Raw genomic sequence first — 22,343 nt, 5'->3', positions numbered from 1 at the left:
TTAATCTCAATAACAGGAACAGCATTTGCTATTTACCAATCGGGAGGTGAAAAAATGTTCAGTGGTGTCTATTCTGCTGCTGGCGGAATGATAGTTGAGATGCAAAGGGTTAATAACATAACAAACAACATAGCAAACCTAAACACGCCGGGATTTAAGAAAGAGCGAATAAATGTTCAAACATGGTCCAGGGTGTGGGGAGAAGCAAATGCAAACCTTCCCATTCCACCAAACACCAAACAGGCTGAAAGATTCGTCAACGAGACAATAGAGTCTGTCCCACACTTGGATGTAGATTATATCGATTTCTCTCAAGGTCCCTTAAGGCATACGGGCAACCCATTAGATATCGCCCTGGCAGGCAAAGGTTTTTTTGTTGTTCTCACGCCTAACGGCATAGAATACACAAGAAACGGCCAGTTTGATATTAACAAAGATGGTATACTCGTCCAAAGAGATACAGGATATCCAGTTTTGGGCGAAAATTACTTTAGAAACCACAAGTTAATCAAAATAACAGGCAAAAATATTATGATACGCCCTGACGGCGTAGTTATTTCAGACGGCGTTCAGATAGACAAAATAGCTATAAGGGATTTTAGAAATTACTCAAATCTTAAGAAAATGCCTAATGCATCGTTTGTTCCGATAAATAATGAGACACCAACAGCAGCAGTAAACACCTACCTTAAAGAAGGCTACATAGAACTAAGTAATGTTAGCATTGTAAAAGAGATGGTAAGGCTCATAGAATCCCAAAGAAACTTTGAAAGGTATCAAAAGGTTATAGACTCGCTTGGAAACGAGCTCTTAGGCAACACAGTCAGAAATCTAAGTAAAGTAGGTTAAATAGGAGGACAAAATGATAAGGTCTCTATGGACGGCAGCAACGGGCATGGAAGCCCAACAACTCAATGTTGATGTAATCGCAAACAATTTAGCCAATGTCAATACTGTTGGATTCAAACGAAGTAGAGCAGATTTTGAAGACCTACTCTATCAGATGGTTAGACAACCAGGTGTAGCATCAACTGCAAACACAGTGGAACCAACAGGCATTCAGATAGGTTTAGGCGTTAAACCTGCAGCAGTCGTAAAGAACTTCTCTCAAGGAAACTTTAAAGAAACCGGCAATCCGTTGGATGTCGCAATTGCAGGCAAGGGATTCTTTCAAATTCAAATGCCAGATGGCACAATAGCATACACAAGAAGTGGTGCATTCAAAATAGACAATAACGGCAGAATCGTAAACAGCGAAGGTTATCCTTTAATTCCACAAATCACGATTCCAAACGACACGGTTGCAATTAACATAGGCAACGATGGAACGGTATCTGTGCTTGAAGCAGGTCAAAACACACCAACTCAGATTGGTCAAATTCAGCTTGCATACTTCGTCAACCCAGCCGGACTAAAAGCGTTAGGACACAATCTGTTCAAACCGACCCAGTCTTCAGGAGCAGCGCAAATAAACAATCCGGGCACGAATGGACTCGGAACACTCGAACAGGGCGTTTTAGAGATGAGTAATGTAAGTGTTGTCCAAGAGATGGTTGAGATGATTGCAGCCCAAAGGGCTTATGAAACAAATGCAAAGGCAATCCAAACAAGCGATGAGATGCTTCAAACTGCTAATAATGTCAAGCGTTAGTCTGTTTATACTCATTCAGACTGCGCTTGGCTGCGATATAGTGCTTAAAGAGAAAGCAACGGTCAATTCAAACAACATCACAATAAAAGAGATAGCTTCACGCTATCCGGCAAACCTAAAAGACATCGTTATTGCACCAGCACCATTTGCAAACAACTCGATAACCCTAACAAAAGCCTTCATCTCATTCACCCTAAAACAAAAAGGTATAAAAGCCACAGTATGCGGCTCAAAAACCGTAAAAATTTCAGCAGAAACGATAACCTTAAAAGCTTCAGACATACAAAGAATAATAGGAAAAAATCTAACCATCGTTTCTCATCTGCCGATATTATTGCCAGCTGGCAGCTATAAATTCAAAGTTGTATCTGTATCGCACTCAACAAAATTCACATTTTATACAATTCAAGCCATAAAAAACGGCAAATTTCAAAGAACAATAAACATTACAGCATTAAGAGAGCAAACAACAAGATTGATACCTGTTGCAAAAAGAGACATAGAAGTTGGCCAAATCATAACAGCATCAGACATAACATTTGCAAAGCTAAGCGGCATTGCGCCAAATACATTCACAAACAAATCATATATAGTTAACCGCATAGCAACAAACTTCATACCCAAAGGTTCAACATTTTCAACGGCAAACACAAGAAGATTTAAACCCGTAAAAATGGGCGACTTAGTAAGCGTCGAAGTCGTAGCAGGAAGAATAAGAATAACAACCGTTGCAAAAGCCTTAAAAGGCGGTTATAAAGGCGACATAATACCAATCATGTATCTCTCATCAAAGAAGATTATGCCAGCTGTTATAACGGGAAAAAAGCAGGTGATAGTGCAATGAAAATAGCTGTTTTAATCAGCGGAGCATCAGGTTCAATTTTAAGCAAAAGACTCATAGAAGTTCTAAATGATAATCATGAGCTGTTTGTTGTTGCATCAGACGAAGCAAAGTGGATTTTCAAGCAGGAGACAGAAGAAGAGTTCGATGAGTTTATAAGAAAGAAAAAGTGTAAGGTGTTTAAAAACAGCGATTTCTCTTCTCCACTTGCAAGTGGCTCATTTAAAATAGATGCAGGCATTATTATACCATGCTCGGTTAAAACACTTTCTGCTGTTGCATGCGGATACGCTTCCAATCTCATAACAAGATGCGCCGATGTCTGCATAAAGGAAAAAAGAAAACTGATTATGGTCGTAAGGGAGACACCTTTAAGCCCAATTCACTTAGAAAACATGCTAAAACTCTCAAAAATAGGCGTTGTAATCTTACCACCTATGTTGACATTTTATAATAAACCAAAAAATCTTGAAGATGCCGTTGACTTTGTTATAGGCAAGTTATTAGACCAGTTAAACTTACACAATAACCTGTTTAAGAGATGGGAATGAGATTCAAAAAGAGAACAATCAAAGGCATAAAAAGACTTAATCAGATAGCCTTAATCGTTGCAAAATATGGACTTGGTGAACTTGCAGAGTTTACAAAATCAAAAAAGTCAACCAACATTGACGAAACAACCGTCGCTGAACGATTTAAAAGGATGCTTGAAGAGTTAGGGCCAACTTTCGTCAAATTCGGCCAGCTTCTAAGCACGCAAGAAGGCATATTGCCAATCTCGTTTATTGAAGAGCTAAAGAAACTTCAAGACGAAGTCGAGCCATTCCCTTTTAGCGAAGTCAAAAGAATTATAGAAGAAGAGACAAATAAAAAACTTGAAGAGATTTTTGACGAGTTTGAAGAGCAGCCAGAAGCGAGTGCATCCTTAGGACAGGTTCACAAGGCAAAGCTAAAAAATGGAACATTCGTCGCCGTAAAGGTTCAAAGACCACACATAGAAGAGACAATAGATTCAGATATGTTTCTTTTAAGAAAATTGGGGGCTTTAATAAGAAACAGGGTAAAACAGTTCTTCCATTTCGACATAATGCCACTAATCGAAGAGTTCGATAAAACGATACATAGAGAACTCGATTACGAGATAGAAGCGCATTATATCGATGTATTTAAGAAAAACTTTAGCGTCTTTGATTATGTCTATGTGCCTGAAGTCTATTGGGAATATACAACAACAAAGGTTATTACAATGGAATACATCTTCGGATATAAAGCCACAAACAAACAGTCCATTATAGATGCTGGTTTTGATTTAAAAAAGCTCGCCGTCGATGGAGCAAAGGTGTTCTGGTATCAGATATTTGATGTTGGACTGTTCCATGCAGACCCGCACCCAGGCAATATAATCATCATGGAAGATGGCAGAATCTGTTATATCGATTACGGAATGGTCGGTAAAATAACCGACGAAGATAAAGTAAACCTTATCGAGATGATATCGGGTTTTATAGAGAAGGATTCAAGCAGAATTGTCTATTCAATCGAAAATTTTGCTCATATTCCCGAAGATTTTGATGAAGACGAGCTAAAAAACGACATAGAAGAGTTAATAGAGCTATACCACTCACTTCCATTAAAACGAATGAATCTATCAAGAATGCTCAGGGAAGTCTTCAGCATCTTAAGAAAACACGGCATTTTGATAAAACGCAGCTCATCGAGACTCCTGCGCGCAATAATGATAGCCGATGGTGTTGGAAGGGATTTCTATCCAGACTTCAACTTTGTCGAAATAGCAGCACCATTTTTTAAAAAATTTGCCAAAAAGTTCTATTCACCTTTAAACATTTTCAAGATTCTCATAAAACCATCTCCAGACTATCTAATCGCAGCAAAAAAACTTCCAACAACGACGAAACACCTGATAAATACGCTTCAAAAGGGTTCAATAAAGGTCAATGTTGAAGTTGAACAGTTCCCGCGCATGATAGACACATTCCGCTATGTCGCAAGGCAGATAGGCATAAGCCTAATAATCAGCGCCATCATTGTGGGAATGAGTCTTCTTATCTCAAACAAAATAGGCCCTTCGATTCACTCTATACCCGTCGTGCTTATTGTAAGTATCATACTTATTATCATATTGGCAATAGGCATAATAGATGCAGAGAAAAAACTCTAAATAATAATTCCGCTAATATTTATGTGTGGATTCTCTTTTAAGTCTATCTCAAATGGCTCTATTCGTTTTCTTCTATCGTCAAACATAACTCGTATAACGGGACGAGAGAGCGCATCTGAATGAATCTTCGAGACAACACCTATATAGTTTTTATACCTTCCAGAAGAGATAATTACTGTGGTTCCCAACGGATAGGCAGGTATAATCTCAAACATCATTTTAAGCACTTCTCTGTTTATATGAGTCCCTGCCATTCTTTTCATAATGAAAAAAGCCTGATCAGGCGTATAGGCGCTTCTGTAAACCCTTGGAGAGACAAGCGCATCGTAAACATTAGCCGCATACACTATCTCAGCCAAAGGCATGATATAACCCTTTTTAATCTCTTTGCTGGGTAATGGCATTGTATTGTCGCCTTTTAAACCCCTTGGATAACCCTGGCCGTTTTGCTGTTCGTGGTGCTGATAAACGATGTGAGCAGCTATAATGCCTATGTCTGCAATATCTTTAAGCGTTATATAACCAAGCGTTGGATGGGTTTTTATAATTTCAAACTCTTCCTTAGATAATTTTCTTGGTTCTTCGTATAGGCTTTTATCTATCAACACTCTTCCTATGTCGTGAAGAAGCGTTCCTTTTGCAAGTTCAACTAACTTTGTCTTATCGTAAAGAAACTTATCGGCTATAGCCACGCTTAAAACCGTAACATCAACACAATGCTTGTATGTAAAGTCGCTATATCTTTTAAAGCTAACAAGACCGCTGAGCATCTTTGAGTCAAGAATCTCATCAACTATCTCATAGGATATTGCCGCTATATTTTTAAGTGCCTTAGAATCTGCAAGCTTTTCTTTTATTCTACCCTTCTCAATGCTTTTCTTAATCTCAGAGACCGTCGACTTTTTAATATCTTTCATCTCATTTAAAGGAACACTAAAAAGTGCCCTTATATGCTGCACTGCTTTTCTTCTTGTTCTTTCATTTAAATCATCTTCAACAACAATATCTGATGTATCAGGGTCTTCTATAAAGACAGCATCGTAGCCTAATTTTTTCAGTTGGTCTATGTAGAACTGGGTGAGTTTAACCCCCCTGTTTAAAAGAACAGCTCCTGTGTCGCTTATGATAGCCTTACCCAGCACCATGCCGGGTTTTAGCGAGTCAACGCTGATTCTATACATTCGCCCTATTTACTATTCTCTTTATCCTTTATCTTCCAATAGGCTTCAAGAAAACTCTCGATACTATCCTTTATGTTCATTAAAACGCCAGCCCACTCATCAAGGTTTTTCATACCCTTCTCTGTAATTCTATAAATCCTTTTTGCTGCACCCTTCTCTTTAACATTCCACCTTGAAGTTAAAAGGCCTTCCTTCTCCATATTTCTCAATGTCTTGTAAACATAACCAAACTCGTAAGTCTCATACTTTACACCCATCTCCTTGAGCTTCTCAATTAGCTCATAACCGTGTGCTTCTTCCTTTGCCAGAAAGAGCAACAGAAAAGCCCTTAAAAATCTCGGTGGTCTATCACCCGGGTAGTTTTTGCACCAACCTTTAATTTTTACATCTACATCAGACATCTCTCACCTCCCCCGTTTTTTATGTAAAATACTCCTTTAGTGTTGTAAAGTCAATAGGTGAAAATACCTTAATGAAATTTTTACTATATAAAAACGGCCTTATATGAATAAGACTTGTCTTTTCTCTCTATAACGGCAAGCAGTCTTCCAGACTCATCAACAAGTCTGTATAGATTCTCTTTAAGTTTAAAACAATCAAAAATGGAACAGGGATAGACGCCATTTTTTACAAAAGATAAGAAATCTTCAGGAACAACTATTTCGTCTAAGAAAGATAAAGCCTTCTCAAGGTTTAAAATAGTGGGATTCTCTGGCTTTGAAGCTTCATCAACAGAAAACGGATATACAAATGTTCTTCTCAAAGCACTAACAACACCACCACATTTAAGTCTTTCGCCTATATCGTTGGCAAGTGTTCTTATGTATGTGCCCTTAGAACATTTAACTTCTATGGTTAATCTATTTTCGTCAATATCAAGCAGCTTTATGCCGTATATCTTAACCTTTCTTGGTTTTATATCGACACTCTCACCTTTCAAAGCGTATTTATACAGTCTCTTTCCCTTGTATTTCACATTCGAGAATGGCGGTGGGAGTTGTTCTATCTCTCCAACAAACTCAGCCAGAACGCCCTTTATTTTATCTTTGTCTAAATCGACTTTAAACCTTTCAACAACTCTTCCAGTTATATCGTAAGTGTCCGTCTTTAAGCCGAGCGTAATCTCTGCGACATAGACCTTGTACGAGTTTTCAAATATACTTAAAAGCTTTGTTGCTCTGCCTGTTGCACAGACAAGAAGGCCTGTTGCCATCTTATCCAAAACACCGGCATGACCTATCTTCTTTATTTTTAATCTCTTTCTTAAAATCCTTATAACATCAAAAGAAGTTATATCGGCAGGTTTATCCACCAAAACGATGCTATTCATTCAAAAAAGCAAACGCAGAGACTATTCTTTCTATCGCTTCGTTTAGTGGCAGTCTTATTGTTCCGCCTGCTGCGTTTTTGTGGCCACCTCCTTCAAACTGAACAGCAACTTCGCTAACATCGATATTACCCTTTGAGCGTATGCTTATCTTAAATACATTCGACTCATCTTCCCTTAGAAGAACACCAACTTCAACACCTCTTATACTGCGGGCATAATTAACAAAACCCTCCGTATTATCAGCGCTTGTGTTGGTCTTCTTGAACATCTCCTGCGTTACATAAACAAGTGCAAGCTTACCATCATGATAAAGCGTCAATGTATCAAGAACCAAAGAGAGAAGTTTATAGGTTTCGGGTTTTTCAGACTCATAAATGTTTGACGATATATACCAAGGCTCAACGCCCAATTTTAAAAGCTCTCCTGCTATAGCAAATGTCTTAGGGCTGGTTGATGAGTATCTAAACGAACCTGTATCGGTGAGAATGCTTAAATATAGATACTCGGCAGTCCTTTTTGATATTGGCAGATTGCCCTCTTTTAATATATCCCAAACTATACAGCCTACAGCTGCAGCATCAGGCTCAATAATGTTGATATCGCCAAAACCCGGATTGGTTTTATGATGGTCTATATTGATAAACAGTTTATCCTTCACATACTCATTCTTTAGCCCGCATCTGTGCATCTCAGCACTATCAACGGCAATCACAACCTTAACATCTTTTGAATTGCCTACAGGCTCAATAGCATCATAGTCGGGCAAAAAGTCGTATGTGTATGCAGGTTTTGTAGGATTTTCAACATACACTTCCTTGCCCAACTCTTTCAAAACGCTGTATAAAGCCAAAGAAGAACCTATCGCATCGCCGTCTGGGTTTTTGTGAGAAACAATCAAAAAAGAGTCTTCATTCTTCAGAATCTGAGCCACTTTTCTCTTCATTTTCCTTTTCTATCTCCTTTAAAATTGCATCTATTTTAAAACCATACTCTATTGACTCATCATACTCAAACTCAAGCTGCGGCATATACTTCATTCTTATCTTTTTGGCAAGGTTTTTTCTTATAAAGCCCTTAGCGTTGTTCAGCTCCTTGAGTGTTAGCTCTTCGTTCATATCGCTATTCTGAGAACTTACAAAAATCCTTGCTATTCTTAAGTCTTCTGTCATCTCAACATCGGTCAAAGTAATGCCCTTAAGTCTTTCGTTGCCACTCTCCACTTCCAATATATGGGATACAGCCTTTTTTATCTCGCTTGCAACCCTGTCTTTTCTTTTAAATCCGCTGTTTCTTCTCATAGGAAATCCCTTCTAACATCAACTATCTCAACATCAAAGTTATTCTCAATAAAATCCAAAATTTTATCAAACACCGACTCAATAAACCTTCCATCATCCCTTGATACTATGCTCAATCCAACCGTTGCAAAGTTATGCATCTCGTTGTTGTCTGTCTCTGCCATCGATATATTAAACAATCTCCTACTTTTTTCAATAATACTCTTCAATACCCTTCTTTTATCCTTAAGAGAAAAGCTATCGTTTATCCTAAAATCAATCTCCATTACACCGACAATCACAGCTCTCTTTGAACTTTAACAATCTGATAAACTTCTATCACATCACCTTCTTTTATATCGTTAAACCCTTCTATACCGACACCGCACTCATAACCTTCTTTGACTTCGGATACATCTTCTTTAAACCTTTTAAGCGATGCGATACTGCCTTCGTGAATTATAACACCGTCCCTTAAAATTCTTACCTTTGCATTCCTTCTTATAACTCCATAGGTTACATAACAACCCGCAACTATACCAACCTTAGGCACTTTAAATGTCTGTCTAACTTCAACCCTGCCAAGTATCTCTTCCTTCTCTTCTGGTGAGAGCATGCCAGAGAGCGACTTCTTAACATCATCTACAATCTCATAAATTACCTTGTATGTTCTAACTTCAACCTTTAAGTCGTTGGCAAGCTTTAAGGCTTCTTGCGTAGGTCTAACATTGAAGCCTATGATAATTGCACCTGACGCCTTTGCAAGGTTTATATCGGTTTTCGTTATAGCTCCAACAGCTGAGTGTATAACCTTAACGGTAACTTCATCAGTTGAGAGCTTAGAAAGTGCATTTGTAATTGCTTCTATTGAACCGTAAACATCAGCTTTTAGGATTATAGGCAGTTCTTTTATCTCACCACCTTCAATCTGTTCAAAGATATTTTCAAGCGATACAGTCTTCTGAGACAGCATCGCCTGTTTTAACTCTTCCTGTCTCTTTTCTGCTATCTCTTTAGCTTTTTTCTCATCACTTACAACAATCAGCGTATCACCCGGCTCTGGCACTCCATGTAAACCCAAAATCTCAGCTGGGAAAGAAGGCCCAACCTGTTTAACCTTTTTACCTTTATCATCTATTAGAGCCCTAACCTTTCCATACTGAACACCAACGATAAAGGCATCGCCCTGTTTTAGCGTTCCTTCCTTTACAACAACCGTTGCAACAGGACCTCTGTTTTTGTCAAGCTTAGCTTCAACAACAACAGCCTTTGCCCTTTTATTCGGATTGGCTTTTAACTCCATCATCTCTGCCTGAAGCAGAATAGTATCAAGCAGCTCATCTATACCTATCTTCTTTTTGGCACTGACATTTACGAAGAGATTATTGCCGCCCCACTCTTCTGGGACTATACCGTAATTGGCAAGCTCCTGTTTAACCCTTTCTGGATTGGCATTGGGTTTGTCTATCTTATTTATAGCAACAACAATAGGAACATTTGCGGCCTTTGAGTGGTTTATAGCTTCAACCGTCTGTGGCATAACACCATCGTCTGCAGCAACAACTAAAACAACGATATCGGTAATCTGGGCACCACGAGCTCTCATCTCTGTAAATGCTTCGTGTCCTGGTGTGTCAAGGAATGTGATATACTTATCCTGAACCTTAACCGAATATGCGGCTATATGCTGGGTTATTCCACCTGCTTCTCTTGCTGCAACATTTGTGCTCTTTATTGCATCAAGAATAGAAGTCTTACCATGGTCAACATGTCCCATGACCGTAACAATTGGTGGTCTCTCTTTTAAATCTTCTGGTTTATCTTCAATCTCTGCAAGTTCTTCTTCAAGCTCTTTGCCCTTCTCTTCTTCTTTAATCTCAAATCCGTACTCTTCTGCTATAATTTTAGCTGCATCTTCAGATATAATGTCGTTCTTTCTTGCCAAAACACCAAGTTCAAACAACTTAGAGAGAATTTCTGAAAAATCCACGCCCAAGCTTTGAGCAAACTCAAAAACAGTCATCGTGGGCGTGTACTCTATAACCTTTCTCTCTTCTTCTGCAGGCTCTTCTTCCTTTGTTTGCTTCTTATACTTCTTTCTCTTTTTAAACTTCTGCGGCAGAGAATCGTCTAAAAACTCTCTTTTTGACTTCTCTTTAAACTCCGGCTTCTTCTTTGGCTTTGGTTTTTCTTCCTGCTCTTCCTTCGGACGCTTCTTTTTCTTCTTTTTGGCTTCTTCCTTTCTCTTCTGCTTTACTTCTTTAATGGCTTCCTTTTTACTTTTATTCCACTTCTCTATAAACTCGTTTGCCTTATCTTCTTCGACTCCACTAAAGTTGCTTTTTACGGGAATGCCCATGTCGTTGAGCTTTTTTATAACTATATTACTCTTCGTATTAAGCTTTCTTGCTATTTCATAAACCCTAATTTTCTTCATTTACTCCCTCCGTTTCGGCTGTCTCGTTAAAGGAGATTTCACCTTCTCTATCCGAAATCTTCATTATATCTATGTTATAACCCGTCAATTTTGCAGCAAGTTTAGCATTAACTCCACCCTTGCCAATAGCCATAGAATACTCAGCATCATCAACATACACCCTTGCTTTTTTCATCTCTTCATCTATCTCTACAGACAACACCTTTGCAGGCGACATAGCGTTTCTAATATAGATTGAAGGGTCTGCACTCCACTTTATAACATCAATCTTCTCATCGCCAAGCTCTCTAACAATAGCTGCAATCCTTACACCCTTTGAGCCAACGCAAGTTCCAATAGGGTCTATCCTTGAATCCTTTGAATAAACAGCAACCTTTGTTCTCCTTGAAGGTTCCCTTGCAACAGCCTTTATTTCAACAAGTCCTTCCCTTACTTCGGGCACTTCTTTTTTAAACAGCTCCTTAACAAAACCCGGATGCGTCCTTGAAAGTATAAGTTTAACATTCTTAGGGTCTTCTATAACATCCAAAACATAAGCCCTAATATTCTCACCAACGACATACTTATCATTTATACCTTGCTCCCTTTTTGGCAGGATACCTATTGCGTTCTTAAAATCAACGATTACATTGTTGTTTGCACCTATGCTCCAAACTTCGCCTACAATTATCTTACCTATATACTGTTTATACTCTTCGTAAGCTTTGTGCTTCTCTATATCCCTAAGCAGCTTTGTTATAACATTTTTAATTGTTGATACTGCTATTCTTCCTAAGCTTTTTGCATCAATCTTCTCTTCAATCAAATCGCCAATTTTTGCATCCTTTTTTATCTTTTTTGCATCTTCAAGACTTATCTCACTATCCAGCATCGGTCTTTCTACAACCTTCTTCTTTATAAAAACATCAAATATCTCATTATCAATGTCTTTTTCTATTCTTACATCGACATCATCACCATATTTTTTTGTAATGGCAATCTTTAAAGCTTCAGCAAGATAGTCCACAACCTTCTCTATCTCTATCTCATGCTCTTCTGAAATCTTCTTCGCTATATCGAAAATCTCACTCACCTTATTATCCCCCCTTTAAATCTCATCTATTCTCGCCTTCTTAATATTATCAAACTCTATCTTTGTATTACCTATAACAACACCATCTTCTTCAACACTTTGCAGAATGCCGCTAAAGCTGTTCGAATTATTTACAGGAAAGTGCGTATGAATCAGACACTTCTTACCTAAGGCGGCTTTAAAATGCTCAACTGTTTTTAACTTTCTGTTTATACCCGGACTCGAGACTTCGAGCACATAGCTGTTAACAAACGGGTCTTTAACATCAAGCAGAGCAGATATATTTCTGCTTGCAAGCTCACAATCGTTTATTGTAACACCGCCAGGCTTGTCTATATAAACGGTTATCTTTTTTGTCGTGCACTCAATATCATAAACACTAAAACCCAGAGATTCAACAATCACAAAAATATCCTTCTTCACTTCTTCGCTCAACATCGCATCAACCCTTCTATCATCAAAAAGTTAAAATTCTAATCTTTCAGACTTCTCTAATCTTTACAGAAAGCAGGGTATTGTAAAGCAGCATGGCAATGGTCATAGGACCAACACCGCCGGGAACAGGCGTAATGTATGAAACCTTTTTTGAGACATTCTCAAAATCCACATCTCCTACAACCTTATTATCAACCCTGCTTATGCCAACATCAACTACTATCGCTCCTTCTTTTACCATATCTTCTGTAATAAGCTTTGGTTTGCCAACTGCCGAAATCAGAATATCCGCTCTTTTTGTCTTCTCTTTCAAATCTTGAGTGTAAATGTGACAGACCTGAACAGTCGCACCTGCATTTAAAAGCATTAAAGACATGGGCTTACCCGTTATGTTCCCAGCTCCTACCATAACAACATCTTTCCCTTTAACATCTATAGCATACTCTTCAAACAGCTTCATTATGCCAAACGGCGTGCAGGAGCTGAACAAAGGGTTGCCCCTTGCCAATCTGCCCATATTGTAAGGATGAAATCCGTCAACATCCTTTTTGTAATCAATGGCTTCAATAATTCTCTCTTCGGATATATGCTTAGGCAGTGGCAGTTGCACCAAGATGCCGTGCACCATCGGGTTGTCGTTTAACATTTTGATTACTTCGATAAGTTCCTTCTCTGTTGTCTCTTTGGGCATTCTGTGGTTTATGGAGTATATTCCCACCTCCTCACAGGCTTTGGTTTTCATATTAACATAAACCTGACTTGCTGGATTATCACCCACAAGAATAAAAGCAAGACCGGGCGTTATGCCCTTCTCCTTTAGAACCCTTACTTCTTCTTTTATCTGAGACTTTATTTTAACAGATAACGCCTTGCCGTCTAATATAACCATTTAGCTCACCTTCTCAATCCTTGTAATAATCGAGCCATTCTTGAAAATCGTAACATCTCCCGTCGATTCTGAAACTACAATACTTATGGCGTTTGTCACTGCCGTTATCGATGCTGCTGCTATATGACGAGCACCAAGCCCTTTAGGTAAATCTTCAACGGCAGCAGAGACAGAGATATATGCTCCTGCTGTCTCTATGACACCATTGCAGTCTATCACAATAGCACCATCAAGTAAACTATACTCCTTCAACGTATCGTCAAGGTTTGATTTTAGAATATTTCTCTCATCTGGTGCATAGCCTTTGAATGGGTTAAATATCATCTGCTTGATATTCTCAAGCACCTTCTCCTTATCGCCCAACACAAAGATAGCACCTACGCTTTTGCCTTCCCTTCCCTGATTGGCAAGTTCAAGTGCAATCCTTAAAACCTTCTCAAACACTTCTGGCTTAACCGACTTTTCAAGGTCTATATCACCCTTAAAGCTTAAAAGCTCTTTCTCCTTCGATATATCGATAAACAGAAGCGTATCAACCTGATTCATAGAGCCGCTCAAAGCTATAACATCATCGTCTTTTGAAAGAATCCCAGACGATGTGCAAATCATTAAAGCAACCTTTATCTTGTTAATCCTATCAAACTTGATTGAAGGAACCTTAACTATCTCTCCAATTGATTTTAAGGACTCTATCTCTTCTTCATTCTCTTCAAACTCATCTTCCTTCATTACAATTATTTTCTTCACACCGTTATCAGAAAACAGTCCATCTTCTTCCTTCAAATACGACGATATATCGCTATAATAAGCCATCACCGTGGCGTTTTCTGACTCTTTTGCTATCTCAAGTGCCTTGGATAGAATTATCTTGCTCGCCTGAAGTGTTATCATCTTTTTTTCTCTTTACTCTCCTTTTTCTTCAAACTCAAATCAAATGTAAAGTCAGGGCAATGGAGTGCAAAACTATCACCATGCATATATCTCTTTTTGCATGTTGCACGCCACGCACAAACAGCACAGCTAATTCTTTTATCTTCCATCTCTACATCTTCATTAACGCTTTATTTATAGCATCCAAATAAGCCTTGGCAGATGCTTCAATGATGTCTGTTGATGTTCCTCTGCCTGTGATAGTGTCGTTTATATCCGGGAAGAACACCTTGACTACAACTTCACCAATTGCATCTTTACCTTCGGTTAAGGCTTGTATATCATAGCTCTTTAGCTTGCCTTTAACATATGTGATTCTCTCAAGGGCTTTGAATGTTGCATCAACAGGACCATCGCCCATAGCCGCATCTTCAAACTCTTCACCATTCTTAACAAGCTTGATTGTTGCTGTTGGGCTTGCTGCACTACCCGCCACAACCTGCAAGGATACAAGCTCATAAACCTGTGGTGTGAGTTTGAACTTCTCTTCAATTAATGCCCTTAAATCCTCATCATAAATCTCTTTCTTCTTGTCTGCAAGTTTCTTAAACTCTTCAAAAATTATCTCCAACTGCTCCTTTGTAAGAGTATAACCAAGTTCTTTAAGTCTCTCCTCGAGACCATGTCTGCCTGAGTGCTTACCGAGAACAAGTTTACTCATTTCTATGCCAACATCTTCTGGCTTCATAATCTCGTAAGTGCTTTTCTCTTTTATTACTCCATCTTGGTGTATGCCAGCTTCATGAGCAAATGCGTTTAGTCCAACAATTGCCTTGTTTCTTGGAACCTTTATACCTGTAAGCCTGCTAACAAGCCTGCTTGTTGCATAAATCTCCTTTGTGTTCACATCTGTATAACAGTCTTTATAAAAATCAGCTCTAACCTTTAAAGCCATAACTATCTCTTCCAATGCGGCATTACCTGCCCTTTCACCTATGCCGTTTATCGTGCATTCAACCTGATTAGCACCAGCCAATACAGCACTCAAAGAGTTTGCAACGGCCATACCTAAATCGTCATGACAGTGAACACTGACAACCACTTTATCTATATTTGGCACTTTATTCAATATGTATTTAACAAGCTCATAATACTCCTGCGGCGTTGTATATCCCACAGTGTCAGGTATATTAATGGTTGTTGCTCCAGCCTTAATCGTCTCTTCAAATATCTCGCATAAATAATCCCAATCGCTTCTTGTTGCATCTTCAGCTGAGAACTCAACATCATCGCAGAAGTTTCGTGCATACTTAACAGCTTCAACGGCGGCTTCTTTGACAGCTTCATAACTCATACTTAATTTCTTTTCAACATGGATTGGACTCGTTGCTATAAATGTGTGTATTCTTTTTCTCTTTGCATCTTTTAAAGCTTCTGCCGCTGCTTCTATATCCTTTCTTACAGCCCTTGCCAAAGAAGCTATTATTGGCTTTTCAACATTTTTTGAAATTTCCTTTATCGCTTCCAAATCACCTGGACTTGCCGCTGCAAAACCTGCTTCAATTACATCAACTCCGAGTTTTTCAAGCTGCTTTGCGACTGCTATCTTCTCATGAACATTCATGCTTGCACCAGGCGATTGCTCTCCATCTCTTAAAGTTGTGTCAAATATTATTATTTTCCTGCCCATAAGCCACCCCCCTTTTTGGTTTAAAAACTCTATATATATACTCAGAAGGACCTGATAATACATAGATAAATGCCAATAGCGGCACAAATATGTAAGGCTTAAACACAATCAACGATAAAACAAGAACTATAAAAGCAAAAACTCTTATTGAAATCTTCTTGCTTGTGCTTGCTTTTTTGAAGCTTCTGTATTTGATTGAGCTTATCATTAAAAATGCAAGCAGATACATACTTACAAGAAAGATTAAGTTGTATTTGTGCGAATCTATATCAAATTTAAAGAAAACGAGTATAAACGACGCAACAACAGCAGCAGCTCCAGGTATCGGCAATCCTACAAAATTATCCCTGTGGGTCGTCTGAACATTGAAGCGTGCAAGCCTTAATGCACCACATATCAAAAAAAGAAACGCTGCAATTATGCCAAGTCTTCCAAAATCCTTTAAAACAAAAGAATACATTAAAAACGCAGGTGCAACGCCAAAGCTGACCAAATCGCTTAACGAATCGTACTCAACTCCAAATTCACTCTCTGTATGTGTCAATCTTGCAACTTTACCATCAAGGTTATCAAAAACAACGGCAAGCAGGATAACCCATGCAGCAGCCAAAAATTTAGACGAAAACGCAAGTAGAATGCTGTAAAACCCTGCTGCCAAATTTATCGTCGTAAACATATTGGGCAGTATATATACGGCTCTATTCCTTTTCATTTAAATATCCCGAGTATTGATTCTCCGGCTTTAACCTTCTCTTTAACCCTTACAGTCTCTTCAAACTCATCTTCAACATACACATCAAGACGAGAGCCAAACCGTATCATACCAAAAATCTCACCCTTCTTTAACTCTTGGCCTTCCTTGGGATAGGTAACCACCCTTCTTGCTACAAGGCCTGCAATCTGCACAACAACCACTCTCTTACCACATGCCAAATCCAAAAGCAAAGCCGTCTGTTCATTTACATCCGAAGCCTTCTCCTTAAACGCAGATAAAAACTCGCCCGGCTTATACACAATAGAGACAATCTTCCCATCTGCGGGCATCCTATTGATATGAACATCAAACAGAGACATAAAAACGCTTATTCTCTTTACTTCCCTTTTGAAAAAATAACGCTCATAGTGTTCTCCTATTGAGATAACCTTACCATCAGCAGGACTTACAATAGCCCTTTTTAAAACAGGTGGTTTTCTTGTTGGATTTCTAAAAAAATATAGACTATAAAGCCCGAACAGACCACCTGCAGCAGCAAGCGTCTTTAAATTCAACTTATAAAATAAAGCGGCGGAGATTAACCCGCCTGCTATAAACGGATAGCCTTCTTTGGCTATTATATCGCCTTCTTTAGTTTTTAGACTCATCAATGGCCTTATTCTCCTGAATCCACGGCATCATCTTTCTAAGTCTCTCTCCAACTTTCTCTATTTGATGTTCTTTGTCTTTATTTATTAAAGCGTTAAATACTGTTCTGCCGCTTTTGTTTTCAAGAACCCACTCCCTTGCAAACTCACCGCTTTGTATCTCTTTTAGAATCTCTTTCATTCTCTCTTTTACTGATTCATCTATTACCCTTGGGCCTCTTGTTACATCGCCATATTTTGCAGTGTTTGAGATGGAGTATCTCATGCCCCAAATTCCACTCTCATACATCAAATCAACAATGAGTTTAAGCTCGTGGAATGTCTCAAAGTATGCCATCTCTTCTGGATAACCAGCTTCAACAAGTGTCTCAAATCCAGCCTTTACAAGAGATGTGATACCGCCGCACAAAACCGTCTGCTCACCAAACAGATCCGTCTCTGTCTCGTCTTTAAATGTTGTCTCTATAACACCAGCCCTTGCACCACCAATCGCAGCAGCATAGCTCAATGCAAGCTCTTTTGTGTTGCCCGAATAGTCATTGGCGATAGCAATAAGCATGGGAACTCCTCTTCCAAGCTCATACTCCCTTCTAACAAGGTGTCCTGGTCCCTTTGGTGCTATCATCATAACATTGACAGTCTCAGGTGGAACTATCTGTTTAAAATGTATATTAAAGCCATGACCGAATGCTATTGTATCGCCTTCCTTAAGATTGGGTTCTATTGACTCCTTGTAAATTTCAGGCTGCAGTTCATCTGGTGCAAGTATCATTATAACATCAGCCCAAGCAGCAGCTTCAGCCGTCTCTAAAACCTTTAACCCTGCATCTTCTGCCTTCTTCCAAGACTTTGAACCCTTTCTCAATCCCACAACGACATCGCACCCGGAATCCTTAAGATTGTTTGAGTGTGCATAACCCTGAGAACCATAACCAATAACGGCGATTTTCTTTGATTTTATCAAAGATAAATCTGCATCCTTCTCATAATAGACATTTAGAGCCATCTTCTATTCCCCCTTCATCTTTTTCTTTCTCTAATCATAGCCACTTTTCCCGTTCTTGCAAGCTCTTTTATACCAAGCGGCTCAAGTAAGCTCAAAATAGCGTCAATTTTAGTAGAATCGCCAGTAACTTCTATCGTGTATGAGTCATGAGATACATCGACAACTTTGCCACGAAATATATCAACAATCCTTAATACCTCAGCCCTCGTATTCATATCCGTATGCATCTTTATCAAAGCCATCTCACGCTCAACAAACGGCTCTTCACCAAACTCGTGAACCTTTATAACATCTATCAGCTTATTTAACTGCTTGCCTATCTGCTCCAAAATCCTTTCATCACCTTCTGTAACTATCGTCATTCTTGATAAGCCTTCTTCGTTTATTGGCGCAACACTTAGGGATTCTATGTTATAGCCTCTTGCTGAGAAAAGATTGGCAACCCTTGATAAAACGCCTGATTGATTTTCAACTATAATTGAGAATATTCTTTTCATAACCCACCCCTTTCTTTATGTAAGCAGCATATTGTTAAGTGGTGCACCCGCAGGCACCATAGGATAAACATTCTCTTCTTTTGCTATAATTACATCTAAAATATAAGGCCCTTTATGCTTTCTAATTTCAATTAGAGCATCTTCAACTTCTTCCTTTTTTCTAATCCTTCTTGCTTTGATTCCATAACTTTCTGCAAGCTTAACAAAATCAGGCTGAACTTCGATATTCGTATTTGCATACCTTCTTCCGTAAAACAACTGCTGCCACTGTCTGACCATTCCAAGATATCCGTTGTTTAGAATAATCACCTTCACAGGCTTGTTGTATGCAACAATTGTTGCGAGCTCCTGCTCGTTCATCTGAAAACTTCCATCACCAGCTATCACATAAACAGGCTTGTCGTCTCCAACGGCAAACTGAGCTCCTATACCTGCCGGAAAACCATATCCCATTGTTCCCAAACCGCCAGAAGTCAACAATCTTCTTGGCTTTTTAAATGTGTAAAACTGTGCAACCCACATCTGATGCTGGCCAACTTCCGTTGATATTATAGGGTCATCATCTTTTGTTAATTCACCCAGCTTTTCTATCACATATTGAGGCAGTATCTCGTCTGTCTCTGTGTTGTAAGCAAGCCTATGCTCGTTTTTCCATTTTTCTATTTGCTCAAGCCACGGCTTTCTTATCTCTTTCCAATTTACGCTTGAGTATTCATCAAACATCGGCAACATTTCCTGAAGCACAAGTTTTGCATCGCCAACAAGTGGATAATCAACCTTTATATTTTTACTTATACTCGTTGGGTCTATATCTATATGAACAATTTTCGCATACGGCGCAAACTCAGAAACCTTACCTGTAACCCTATCGTCAAACCTTGCACCTATCGATATAAGCAAATCACAATATTGAATAGCCATATTCGCCCTGTATGTGCCGTGCATTCCAGCCATTCCAAGACTCAACTCATCATCTTCTGGATATGCACCTATACCCATAAGCGTTGTAAATACAGGAATCTGAAGCTTCTTTGCGAGTCTATATATCTCGTTATGAGCTTCTGAAATTATAGCACCGCCACCAACATATAGAAGCGGCTTCTTAGCAGATGCTATAGCCTTTACAACCTTCTTCATCTGTTTTGGATTACCGTGATAGGTTGGATTGTATCCCCTTATGTGAATGCTGTCTGGATATTTAAATTCTGTTTGAGCAACTTGAACATCCTTCGGAAAGTCTATCAGAACAGGCCCTGGCCTTCCCGTTGTAGCTATGTAAAACGCCTTCTTTATTGTATATGCAAGTTCATCAACACTTTTAACAAGAAAGTTATACTTAGTGCAAGAGCGTGTCATTCCAACTATATCGGCTTCCTGAAATGCATCGTTTCCTATTAATGGTGTTGGAACCTGACCTGTAAAAACAATGACAGGGATTGAATCCATGTAAGCTGTTGCAAGACCTGTCACGGTATTCGTTGCACCAGGACCACTTGTAACTAAAACAACCCCAGGCTTACCAGTTGCTCTTGCATAACCATCAGCCATATGCACTGCAGCCTGCTCATGCCTTGTCAAAATAAATTTTATATCATTCTGCTTGTAAATCTCATCGTGAAGGTCAATAATAGCACCACCAGGTATTCCAAAAAGATGCTTTACACCTTCTTTTTTTAAAGCTTCTATAAAAATCTGGGCCCCTGTAAGTTTCATCTCTCCTCCTTAAAAAGCTTAAAGTTATAAGGAAAAAGTAATAATCCCCCCTAAATTTTGAAGTTTTATTATAAAGATTTAAAACCCAGCAATCAAGGAAAAACTGTGTTTTTAGTCGTTTTTTGTTAAATATCGAAATCAAAAAACCATAAAAAACTTGTAATAAAAAAGTATCAATGTTATCATTCAAAGGATATAGAATTTAACAATGATTATTTTTAAGAGATGCTTAAAAGTGAAAATTTAGATACAAGAAAATTAACATTCTACGATATGGCCGTAATAGGAAGTTTAATACTCGTAATTATCCTAATAGTCTCTATTGCCGAGAGATGGGCCGAGCCGTTTGTTCCACAAGCCAAAATATCTTTAGAGCCAATAAATCTCATAAAATATACGCTATTCTCTATGTCTCGTGGATTCGCAGCTTATTTTCTGTCTTTGGTCTTTACATTTGTCGTTGGCTACGCAGCAGCAAAAAACAGATACCTTGAAAAAATAATTATCCCAGCATTAGACATACTTCAATCTGTACCCGTTTTAGGTTTTTTGCCAGGTTTGATGTTAGCTTTAATCTCTTTATTTCCACACACAGAGATAGGACTTGAACTCGTATCTATAATAATGATTTTTACTGGTCAGGTGTGGAATATGACTTTTAGCTTTTATCAATCTTTAAAATCTGTTCCAAAAGAACTGATAGAAGCAGCAAAAGTTTACAATATGTCAAAATTAGGTATTTTCTTCAATGTGGAAGTTCCTTATGCCATGCCAGGACTTGTTTGGAATAGCATGATGTCAATGGCTGGAGGCTGGTTCTTTCTGACCGTTTGTGAAGCCTTCACACTGGGAAACAAAACCTACAGCATTCCAGGCATAGGCTCATACATGGCTCTGGCAATAAACAAGGGTTATGTGGCTGGTCAGATATATGGAATATTAGCAATGATTATTATGATTGTTTTTATAGATATGGTTTTCTGGAAACCAATCATCGCTTGGTCTTCCAAATTCTCACTAAAAGAAGAGACTGACGAAGAGAAAAAATCATTAATTTTAGATATACTTGTCAATTCCCACATAACACGCTTTTTTAGGGAAGTATTGCTTAAAAAACTATCAAACTCTATTTCCACAAAAAAGAGAAAAACATCGCCAGAACCCATAAATCATACAGGAAACATTAAGGGAGATTTTGTCTTTAATTTTATAATTTTACTTTTAACCGCATTTGCGGCTTATGAACTATACAAACTCATAAACGGCATAAGTTTGAAAGAGATAGGAAGGATTATATTGTGTGACGGTATAACAGCGACACGGGTGTATGTAAGTGTTTTATTATCTATACTATGGGCTCTACCTATTGGTATACTCATAGGCAAAAATAGAAAAATATCGTCAAAGGTTCAACCAATAGTTCAAATTCTTGCATCATTTCCTGCTCCCCTCATCTACCCATGGTTTGTCATCTTGTTTCCACAACTAAACTACTCATCAATCTTGCTCATGATGCTCGGAACTCAATGGTATATCTTGTTCAATGTTATAGCTGGCGCTTCCGTAGTTCCAAAGCAACTAGAAGAGGCATCGAATCTATTTGGCATAAAAGGTTTAAGAAAAATGATAAACTTGTATATACCTGTGGTGTTCCCGTACCTAATCACTGGCATAATAACCGCAGCGGGTGGGGCATGGAACGCAAGCATTGTGGCTGAATACATGAGCGTAAAAGGTAGGATACTGCAAGCTATAGGTATTGGAGCATTAATAAACAATTTCACCGATACGGGAAAACTACATCTACTCGCAATAAGCATAATTGTTATGTCCCTAAGTGTAGTGTTTATTAACAGGGTTGTATGGAGACCGCTTCAAAAATACGCAGCAAAACGATTCTCTTTGGAGTAGAT

Annotated in this window: 24 protein-coding genes; 6 read left to right on the top strand and 18 right to left on the bottom strand. The window is 38.6% G+C overall.

Features of this window, described 5'->3' with window-relative positions; all coding sequences use genetic code 11:
- The first annotated feature begins 54 nt into the window (after window positions 1-54).
- The 5 genes from G415_RS0101175 to G415_RS0101155 are packed head-to-tail and all read left to right on the top strand — an operon-like array spanning window position 55 to window position 4,671.
- Window positions 55-849 carry a flagellar hook-basal body protein gene (locus tag G415_RS0101175; protein WP_022669751.1) on the top strand — a complete coding sequence of 265 codons (795 nt, stop codon included), beginning with the start codon at window positions 55-57 and terminating at the stop codon, window positions 847-849.
- A 13-nt stretch (window positions 850-862) separates the two neighbouring features.
- On the top strand, window positions 863-1,651 hold the full coding sequence (flgG, locus tag G415_RS0101170) for a flagellar basal-body rod protein FlgG (RefSeq protein WP_022669750.1): 789 nt from the start codon (window positions 863-865) through the stop codon (window positions 1,649-1,651).
- A complete protein-coding gene (gene flgA / locus G415_RS0101165; protein WP_162138529.1) occupies window positions 1,614-2,495 on the top strand; it encodes a flagellar basal body P-ring formation chaperone FlgA in 882 nt (293 codons plus the stop codon). Before flgG ends, flgA begins: the two co-directional genes overlap by 38 nt.
- Complete coding sequence (locus tag G415_RS0101160; RefSeq protein WP_022669747.1) at window positions 2,492-3,043, top strand: UbiX family flavin prenyltransferase; 552 nt, start codon at window positions 2,492-2,494, stop codon at window positions 3,041-3,043. The genes flgA and G415_RS0101160 overlap by 4 nt, the downstream gene beginning before the upstream one ends.
- On the top strand, window positions 3,040-4,671 hold the full coding sequence (locus G415_RS0101155) for an ABC1 kinase family protein (RefSeq protein WP_022669746.1): 1,632 nt from the start codon (window positions 3,040-3,042) through the stop codon (window positions 4,669-4,671). The genes G415_RS0101160 and G415_RS0101155 overlap by 4 nt, the downstream gene beginning before the upstream one ends.
- Here the strand turns inward: G415_RS0101155 and G415_RS0101150 are convergent.
- From G415_RS0101150 to ilvB, 18 genes are all read right to left on the bottom strand, one after another.
- Window positions 4,668-5,852: an HD-GYP domain-containing protein gene (locus G415_RS0101150; RefSeq protein ID WP_022669745.1), complete on the bottom strand. Its 1,185-nt coding sequence runs from the start codon at window positions 5,850-5,852 to the stop codon at window positions 4,668-4,670. The two genes, G415_RS0101155 and G415_RS0101150, sit on opposite strands and share 4 nt — an antisense overlap.
- Window positions 5,853-5,857: 5 nt before the next feature.
- Window positions 5,858-6,253: a PadR family transcriptional regulator gene (locus G415_RS0101145; RefSeq protein ID WP_022669744.1), complete on the bottom strand. Its 396-nt coding sequence runs from the start codon at window positions 6,251-6,253 to the stop codon at window positions 5,858-5,860.
- An 83-nt stretch (window positions 6,254-6,336) separates the two neighbouring features.
- On the bottom strand, window positions 6,337-7,182 hold the full coding sequence (gene truB / locus G415_RS0101140) for a tRNA pseudouridine(55) synthase TruB (RefSeq protein WP_022669743.1): 846 nt from the start codon (window positions 7,180-7,182) through the stop codon (window positions 6,337-6,339).
- Window positions 7,175-8,125, bottom strand: coding sequence for a DHH family phosphoesterase (locus G415_RS09360; protein WP_022669742.1), 951 nt, complete (start codon window positions 8,123-8,125; stop codon window positions 7,175-7,177). Before G415_RS09360 ends, truB begins: the two co-directional genes overlap by 8 nt.
- On the bottom strand, window positions 8,091-8,480 hold the full coding sequence (gene rbfA / locus G415_RS0101130) for a 30S ribosome-binding factor RbfA (protein ID WP_022669741.1): 390 nt from the start codon (window positions 8,478-8,480) through the stop codon (window positions 8,091-8,093). Before rbfA ends, G415_RS09360 begins: the two co-directional genes overlap by 35 nt.
- The gene (locus G415_RS0101125; protein WP_051129543.1) at window positions 8,477-8,746 is read right to left on the bottom strand and encodes a DUF503 domain-containing protein; all 270 of its coding nucleotides are present in this window, start codon (window positions 8,744-8,746) and stop codon (window positions 8,477-8,479) included. The genes rbfA and G415_RS0101125 overlap by 4 nt, the downstream gene beginning before the upstream one ends.
- A gap of 11 nt (window positions 8,747-8,757) precedes the next feature.
- A complete protein-coding gene (gene infB / locus G415_RS0101120; RefSeq protein ID WP_022669739.1) occupies window positions 8,758-10,896 on the bottom strand; it encodes a translation initiation factor IF-2 in 2,139 nt (712 codons plus the stop codon).
- Window positions 10,883-11,968 carry a transcription termination factor NusA gene (nusA, locus tag G415_RS0101115; RefSeq protein WP_022669737.1) on the bottom strand — a complete coding sequence of 362 codons (1,086 nt, stop codon included), beginning with the start codon at window positions 11,966-11,968 and terminating at the stop codon, window positions 10,883-10,885. The genes infB and nusA overlap by 14 nt, the downstream gene beginning before the upstream one ends.
- Before the next feature lie 15 nt (window positions 11,969-11,983).
- Window positions 11,984-12,406, bottom strand: a complete 423-nt coding sequence (locus G415_RS0101110) for a ribosome maturation factor RimP (protein WP_022669736.1) — start codon at window positions 12,404-12,406, stop codon at window positions 11,984-11,986.
- Between the two features lie 43 nt (window positions 12,407-12,449).
- Window positions 12,450-13,292, bottom strand: coding sequence for a bifunctional methylenetetrahydrofolate dehydrogenase/methenyltetrahydrofolate cyclohydrolase FolD (gene folD, locus G415_RS0101105; protein ID WP_022669735.1), 843 nt, complete (start codon window positions 13,290-13,292; stop codon window positions 12,450-12,452).
- Entirely contained in the window at window positions 13,293-14,183 is an 891-nt protein-coding gene (locus G415_RS09355; RefSeq protein ID WP_022669734.1) for a DNA integrity scanning protein DisA nucleotide-binding domain protein, read from the bottom strand.
- Window positions 14,180-14,332 carry a hypothetical protein gene (locus G415_RS11145; protein WP_022669733.1) on the bottom strand — a complete coding sequence of 51 codons (153 nt, stop codon included), beginning with the start codon at window positions 14,330-14,332 and terminating at the stop codon, window positions 14,180-14,182. Before G415_RS11145 ends, G415_RS09355 begins: the two co-directional genes overlap by 4 nt.
- A gap of 2 nt (window positions 14,333-14,334) precedes the next feature.
- Entirely contained in the window at window positions 14,335-15,852 is a 1,518-nt protein-coding gene (locus G415_RS0101090) for a 2-isopropylmalate synthase (protein WP_022669732.1), read from the bottom strand.
- Window positions 15,827-16,564 (bottom strand): CDP-diacylglycerol--serine O-phosphatidyltransferase, encoded by a 738-nt coding sequence (pssA, locus tag G415_RS09350; protein WP_033378638.1) that lies wholly within the window; start codon window positions 16,562-16,564, stop codon window positions 15,827-15,829. Before pssA ends, G415_RS0101090 begins: the two co-directional genes overlap by 26 nt.
- Entirely contained in the window at window positions 16,561-17,214 is a 654-nt protein-coding gene (locus G415_RS0101080; RefSeq protein ID WP_033378637.1) for a phosphatidylserine decarboxylase family protein, read from the bottom strand. Before G415_RS0101080 ends, pssA begins: the two co-directional genes overlap by 4 nt.
- Window positions 17,198-18,220, bottom strand: a complete 1,023-nt coding sequence (gene ilvC / locus G415_RS0101075; RefSeq protein ID WP_022669731.1) for a ketol-acid reductoisomerase — start codon at window positions 18,218-18,220, stop codon at window positions 17,198-17,200. Before ilvC ends, G415_RS0101080 begins: the two co-directional genes overlap by 17 nt.
- A 14-nt stretch (window positions 18,221-18,234) precedes the next feature.
- A complete protein-coding gene (gene ilvN, locus G415_RS0101070) occupies window positions 18,235-18,717 on the bottom strand; it encodes an acetolactate synthase small subunit (RefSeq protein ID WP_022669730.1) in 483 nt (160 codons plus the stop codon).
- Between the two features lie 15 nt (window positions 18,718-18,732).
- On the bottom strand, window positions 18,733-20,430 hold the full coding sequence (ilvB, locus tag G415_RS0101065; RefSeq protein WP_022669729.1) for a biosynthetic-type acetolactate synthase large subunit: 1,698 nt from the start codon (window positions 20,428-20,430) through the stop codon (window positions 18,733-18,735).
- A gap of 225 nt (window positions 20,431-20,655) precedes the next feature.
- Between ilvB and G415_RS0101060 the strand changes: the two genes are divergently transcribed.
- Window positions 20,656-22,341: an ABC transporter permease gene (locus G415_RS0101060; RefSeq protein WP_022669728.1), complete on the top strand. Its 1,686-nt coding sequence runs from the start codon at window positions 20,656-20,658 to the stop codon at window positions 22,339-22,341.
- Window positions 22,342-22,343 lie beyond the last annotated feature (2 nt).

This window comes from Hippea alviniae EP5-r (assembly GCF_000420385.1).
GTDB classification, from domain to species: Bacteria; Campylobacterota_A; Desulfurellia; order Desulfurellales; family Hippeaceae; genus Hippea; species Hippea alviniae.
Note: the sequence above shows the minus strand (reverse complement) of the source record. Positions and strands in the feature narration are given on the sequence as shown.